The organism is Polaromonas sp. (assembly GCF_018780625.1).
GTDB lineage: Bacteria > Pseudomonadota > Gammaproteobacteria > Burkholderiales > Burkholderiaceae_C > Polaromonas.
Genome location: NZ_JADMJK010000149.1, coordinates 1 through 5,269, shown reverse-complemented (window position 1 = coordinate 5,269; position 5,269 = coordinate 1). Strand labels below are relative to the sequence as shown.

Genomic DNA, 5,269 nt, shown 5'->3' with positions numbered 1-5,269 from the left:
TGGCGAAGCAAAGAAAGTGAGTCGCATGCCGGGCGACTCCCGGCCAGCCCAACACAGCAGGGTCAACTAACCAGGTAAAACTCAGGCATTCCTGCGAATCGCGTCACCCACCACTGTCACGATGCGCTCAATGTGCGCCGGCTCCACGATATAAGGCGGGCAAACCACGATGTTTTCACCGGCCGGCCGCACCAGCACGCCGTGGTGGAAGCAGTCCATGAAAATGTCATAGGCGCGTTTGCCCGGCGCGCCGGCCACCGGGGACAGTTCGACCGCACCGGCCAGCCCCAGCGCGCGAATGCCCACCACGTTGGGCAGGCCTTTCAGGCCGCCGTGCATCGCATCGCCGAGCAGCTTGCCCATCTGGCCGGCGCGTTCAAACAGGTTTTCTTCCTTGAACAGATTGAGCGTGGCAATGGCGGCGGCGCAGGCCACCGGGTGGCCCGAGTAGGTGTAGCCGTGGAAGAATTCGATCGCGTACTCGGGGCTGTCGGCGTTGGCCTGCATCATGGTGTCAAAAATGCGGTCGGTGCAGATCACGCCGCCCAGCGGAATCACGCCGTTGGTCACGCATTTGGCAAAGTTCAGCATGTCGGGCACCACGCCGTAGTAGTCGGCGCCAAAGTTGCAGCCGAGCCGGCCAAAGCCGGTGATGACCTCGTCAAAAATCAGGAGAATGCCGTGCTTGTCGCAGATTTCACGCAGGCGCTTGAGGTAGCCCTGGGGCGGCAAATACCAGCCGGCGCTGCCTGACACCGGCTCCACAATGATGGCCGCCACGTTGCTGGGGTCATGCAGCGGCAGGATGCGGTTTTCCAGCTCCAGCAGCAGGTCTTCGGTCCAGACCGGCTCGACGCCGTTGATGTAGGCGTGGTTGACCGGATCATGGATAAAGCGCATGTGGTCCACGCGCGGCAGCAGGGCGGCGCCGTAGACCTTGCGGTTGGCCGGAATGCCGCCCACGCTCATGCCGCCAAAGCCGACGCCGTGGTAGCCCTTTTCGCGGCCGATAAATACATTGCGGTGGCCTTCGCCGCGCGCCCGGTGGTAGGCCAGCGCCACTTTCAAGGAGGTGTCGGCCGCTTCGGAGCCGGAGTTGCAAAACAGCACCCTGTTCAGGTCGCCCGGCGCCATGCCGGCAATCATTTCGGCGGCCTTGAAGGCCTGGTCGTTGCTGGCCTGGAAGGCGGTGGCGTAGTCCAGCGTGTCGAGCTGCTTCTTGATGGCTTCGTTGATCGGCTTGCGATTGTGGCCGGCGGCCACGCACCACAGGCTGGAAATGCCGTCGAGCACCTGCCGCCCGTCATGGGTGGTGAAGTGCATGCCGTCAGCCGCCACAAAAATGCGCGGGTCATTTTTAAAGCTGCGATTGGGCGTGAAGGGCAACCAATGGTGCGCCATGTTGAACTCTTGATAAGCCATGTGCTTCTCCTGCATTTAGATAAAGGGTGGGGCGATGGAAGGAATGCGTGCTTGTTTCTGCATTCTGGCACTCCTGGCCGGGCGCCTGCGCCAAATACCCGCCACTGGCAGTCGCGGACGGGCGCCACCTGCGACAATTCACCCCCTATGAATCACGCTTATATCCTGACCCTGTCCTGCCCTGACCGCAGGGGCATTGTTCATGCCGTGTCCGGTTTTCTGTTCGAGCATGGCGGCAACATCGAAGAAGCCGCGCAGTACAACGACGCCGGCACCGGCCTGTTTTTCATGCGCGTGCAGTTTGCCTGCGACCAGTTGACGCACGCCGAACTCTCGACCGCGCTCAAGACCTTTGCCGAACCGTTCCAGATGGACTGGCGCCTGCACGACACGACCGAGCCGATGCGCGCGGTGATCCTGGTCAGCAAGGAGGGCCACTGCCTGAACGACCTGCTGTTTCGCTGCAAGTCGGGGCTGCTGGCGCTGGATGTGCGGGCCATTGTGTCCAACCACCGCGAGTTCTACCAGCTGGCGGCCAGCTACAACATCCCGTTTCATCACCTGCCGGTGACGGCCGCGACCAAGGCGCAGGTCGAGGCCAGGCAGCTCGAAATCATCGAGTCCGAAGGCGCCGAGCTGGTGGTGCTGGCGCGCTACATGCAGATTTTGTCAAACGACCTGTGCAACAAGCTGGCCGGCCGCGCCATCAACATCCACCATTCGTTCCTGCCCAGCTTCAAGGGCGCCAAGCCCTATTACCAGGCGCATGACCGGGGCGTGAAACTGATAGGCGCGACCGCCCACTACGTGACCGGCGACCTCGACGAAGGCCCGATCATCGAGCAGGACGTCGCCCGCGCCGACCACAGCAAGACCGTGGAAGACCTGACGGCGATGGGCCGCGACACCGAAAGCCAGGTGCTGGCGCGCGCCGTGAAATGGCACAGCGAGCACCGCGTGCTCCTGAACGGCCACAAAACCGTGATTTTCAAATAAGCCATGGCCACCGCAGCCCGCATTCCGCCCATCCAGTGCCTGCTCACGTTCGAGGCACTGGCGCGGCTGCGCAGCGTGACCCAGACCGCCGAGGAACTCTGCGTCACGCCCAGCGCGGTCAGCCACCGCGTCAAGCAGCTGGAGCAGATCATTGGCACCAAGCTGTTTGGCCGGGCCGATTTTTCCTTGACGACCGAAGGCAGCGAGTACCTGGCGCATGTGCGCGAGGGGCTGGCCACGCTGCAGAAGTTTCCGGGCCTGGCCGGACAAAGCGCCAACCCGGGCAAGCGCAAGCTGCGGCTGGCCGTCACCCCCACGTTTGCGCGCTCGCTGCTGATTCCCCGGCTGCGCCAGTTCACCGATGCCTACCCCGAGATTGACCTGACGCTGCAGGTGTCGATTCCGCTGCTCGACGTAGAGGCCGAGGACGCCGACCTGGTGGTGCGCTTTGGCACCGGGCGCTATGCCGACATGGAACATGTCTGCCTGGCCACGGACGAGGTCACGCCGCTGGCCTCGCCGGCCTTTTTGCGCGAGCACGGGCCGTTCGAGGCGCCCGAAGACCTGGAGGGTGAAAGCCTGCTGCGCTCGCCGCTGGAGCCGTGGCGCACCTGGTTTGCAGCCCACCAACTCAGCTGGCCCGAGCCGCTGGACGGCTCGCAGTTCAACGACATCGGCCTGATGTGCGATGCCGCCGCTGCAGGCATGGGCATTGCGCTGATCCGCCTGAAGCTGGGCGCGCCCTGGCTGGAAAACGGCTCACTGGTGCGCCTGGGCCACAACGCCGTGTTTGGCAGCAGCGTTCCCAGCCCGCATGCCCATTACCTGTGCTGGCGCACCGGCACCATGGACCGCTGGGAGTGCGCGGCATTTTCAGACTGGCTGCGCAAGAGTCTGGGCTAGCGCGGCTATTGCGCCCAAGGCAAACAAGGCCATTAGCCCAATCAATACGGGCCAATGAAGCTATTAAATCAGTAGCTGATCAGGATCATCCGTTGGCTCCCCTTCACCGCCAGCTGCCGGCTGCGGGCGCCCGACGCGCGAGAAGACGAGCAATTCGTCCATCAGTTGCACCATCTTTTCGGCGTTGTCGCGCACCCCCTGGAGCAGCCGCTGGCCTTCGGCGTCCAACTGGTCCCGGTAGCCCTTTCGCAGCAGGCGCGAGCAGCTGTCAAGCGCCTGCAGCGGCCCGCGCAGGTCCTGCGAGATGGCATCCGAGAACGCCTGCAAGACCCGGTTGGCCGACTCAAGACCGGCGGTCTTGCGTTCCAGGTCTTCGTTGAGTTGCAGGATGGCCGCCTCGGCCCGCTTGCGCTCTGTGATGTCGCGCACAGTGGCCTGCAGGACACGGTGCCCCTGGTACGTGAAGGCGGTAAAACTGACGTCCGCGGGGAAAACCTCACCGTTCTTGCGCTGGTGCACCCACTCGAAGTGGCCGCTTCCCCGGCTAAAGCCGGCCTCGATTTTTTCATTGGCAGCGCTGAAGGAATCCCGTCCGTCCGGCTGAAAGGGTGGGGAAAGCTGGGAAGGATGCAAGAAAATAAATTCGTCCTTGCCACCGAGCCCAAACAACTCCAGCGTTCGCGCGTTGCAGTCGAAAAAACCCTTGTCGGTCAGCAGCATGATGGCGTCGTTCGAGCCTTCGTAGATGGAGCGGAATTTTTCTTCGTTGTCTTTCAGCACCTGCTCGGCCCGCTTGCGCTCGGTGATGTCGAGCAGCGCGACACGCGCGTTGGTGCCGGTCTCGTCAGCGCTGGCCTCGACGCGAACAAAACGCTGCGACTGGCCCGCCAGCGCCAGCGCCACGGTTTCCTTGGCGCCCCCGGCATAGACCCGCTCCATCAGCCCGCGGTAGGCAGGCACGTCCTGGCGCGCGACAAAAAACTCGAAATTGCGGCGTATCAGCTTGCCGCGCTCCAACCCGAGCAGGCCGGCCGCCGCCAAGTTGGCCCGGTCGATGATGCCGGTCCGGCTCAGGGTCAGGTAACCGACCGGCGCATGGTCGTAAAGCTCCACGTAACGCTCCAGCCCCAACTCGGCTTCTTCCTGCGCCTCGCGCAGGGCCTCGTTCTGCATTTCGAGTTCGATCTTGTAGACCTGCAACTCGTGCAGCAGGCGCCGCGCCGAATCACCGTCTGCGGGTGACTCGGGATGGGTCGCCACCTGCTGCTCTGCACGGCGACGCAACTCAGCGTCATCGCTCGATGCGTCAGACTTTTTCTTCATGGTTTCCTCCCTGTGCTTGTGCCGCCTGGTCTTGCCGGTGCTGCAGTGTTTCCTCAAGCTTTTTATATTCACTGACATCGATCATGGTGATTACCACCCCGCTGATGATGTTGTCCTGGGTCCGGTACGGCATGATGCGCACCTTGAACCAGCGCCCATCCCGAGTGGACACCTGTTTCTCCGAAAACGCCAGCGTGCGCAGCACCTCCCTGGCGTCGTTTTGCAGCGCCGGATAGTCCAGGTCCGTCGTGATGTCGGACAGCGGGCGCCCCACGTCGCTGCCAATCAGCTTGAACAGCCGGGCTGCATGGCTGGTGAAACGGCGCACATGGAGCTTTTCATCGAGGAACACGGTGGCAATTTCCGTGCTGTCGAGCAGGTTCTTCATGTCGTTGTTGATCGTCGACATGTCGTCCACCTTGGACTGCAGTTCGGCATTAACCGTATGCAATTCCTCGTTGAGCGACTGCATTTCTTCCTTGGAGGTGGTCAGTTCCTCGTTGGTGGACTGCAGCTCCTCGTTGGTGGACTGCAGCTCCTCGTTGGTCGATTTGAGCTCCTCCTGGGATGTCTGCATCTCCTCCCGCGTGCTTTGCAGGTCTTCCTGGGCCTGGCGCAGGGACTC

General features: G+C 62.8%; 5 protein-coding genes. 2 read left to right on the top strand and 3 right to left on the bottom strand.

Annotated elements, in window-relative coordinates; all coding sequences use genetic code 11:
• Positions 1 to 81 precede the first annotated feature (81 nt).
• Complete coding sequence (locus IV091_RS12555; protein ID WP_293469209.1) at positions 82 to 1,422, bottom strand: aminotransferase class III-fold pyridoxal phosphate-dependent enzyme; 1,341 nt, start codon at positions 1,420 to 1,422, stop codon at positions 82 to 84.
• A 147-nt stretch (positions 1,423 to 1,569) separates the two neighbouring features.
• Between IV091_RS12555 and purU the strand changes: the two genes are divergently transcribed.
• Together purU and IV091_RS12545 are read left to right on the top strand one after the other, a co-directional pair.
• Entirely contained in the window at positions 1,570 to 2,418 is an 849-nt protein-coding gene (purU, locus tag IV091_RS12550; RefSeq protein WP_293469207.1) for a formyltetrahydrofolate deformylase, read from the top strand.
• Positions 2,419 to 2,421: 3 nt separating this feature from the next.
• Positions 2,422 to 3,321 (top strand): LysR substrate-binding domain-containing protein, encoded by a 900-nt coding sequence (locus IV091_RS12545; RefSeq protein WP_293469205.1) that lies wholly within the window; start codon positions 2,422 to 2,424, stop codon positions 3,319 to 3,321.
• A 63-nt stretch (positions 3,322 to 3,384) separates the two neighbouring features.
• Here the strand turns inward: IV091_RS12545 and IV091_RS12540 are convergent, their stop codons facing one another.
• Together IV091_RS12540 and IV091_RS12535 are read right to left on the bottom strand one after the other, a co-directional pair.
• Positions 3,385 to 4,644 carry a PAS domain S-box protein gene (locus IV091_RS12540; RefSeq protein ID WP_293469203.1) on the bottom strand — a complete coding sequence of 420 codons (1,260 nt, stop codon included), beginning with the start codon at positions 4,642 to 4,644 and terminating at the stop codon, positions 3,385 to 3,387.
• The coding region (locus tag IV091_RS12535; protein ID WP_293469201.1) for a PAS domain-containing protein at positions 4,628 to 5,269 on the bottom strand (642 nt) is incomplete at its 5' end. The genes IV091_RS12535 and IV091_RS12540, both read right to left, overlap by 17 nt.

Excerpts from the sequence above, each read along its gene's own strand:
- IV091_RS12555 (WP_293469209.1), bottom strand. The coding sequence starts at position 1,422 with ATGGCTTATCAAGAGTTCAACATGGCGCACCATTGGTTGCCCTTCACG.
- purU (WP_293469207.1), top strand. The coding sequence starts at position 1,570 with ATGAATCACGCTTATATCCTGACCCTGTCCTGCCCTGACCGCAGGGGC.
- IV091_RS12545 (WP_293469205.1), top strand. The coding sequence starts at position 2,422 with ATGGCCACCGCAGCCCGCATTCCGCCCATCCAGTGCCTGCTCACGTTC.
- IV091_RS12540 (WP_293469203.1), bottom strand. The coding sequence starts at position 4,644 with ATGAAGAAAAAGTCTGACGCATCGAGCGATGACGCTGAGTTGCGTCGC.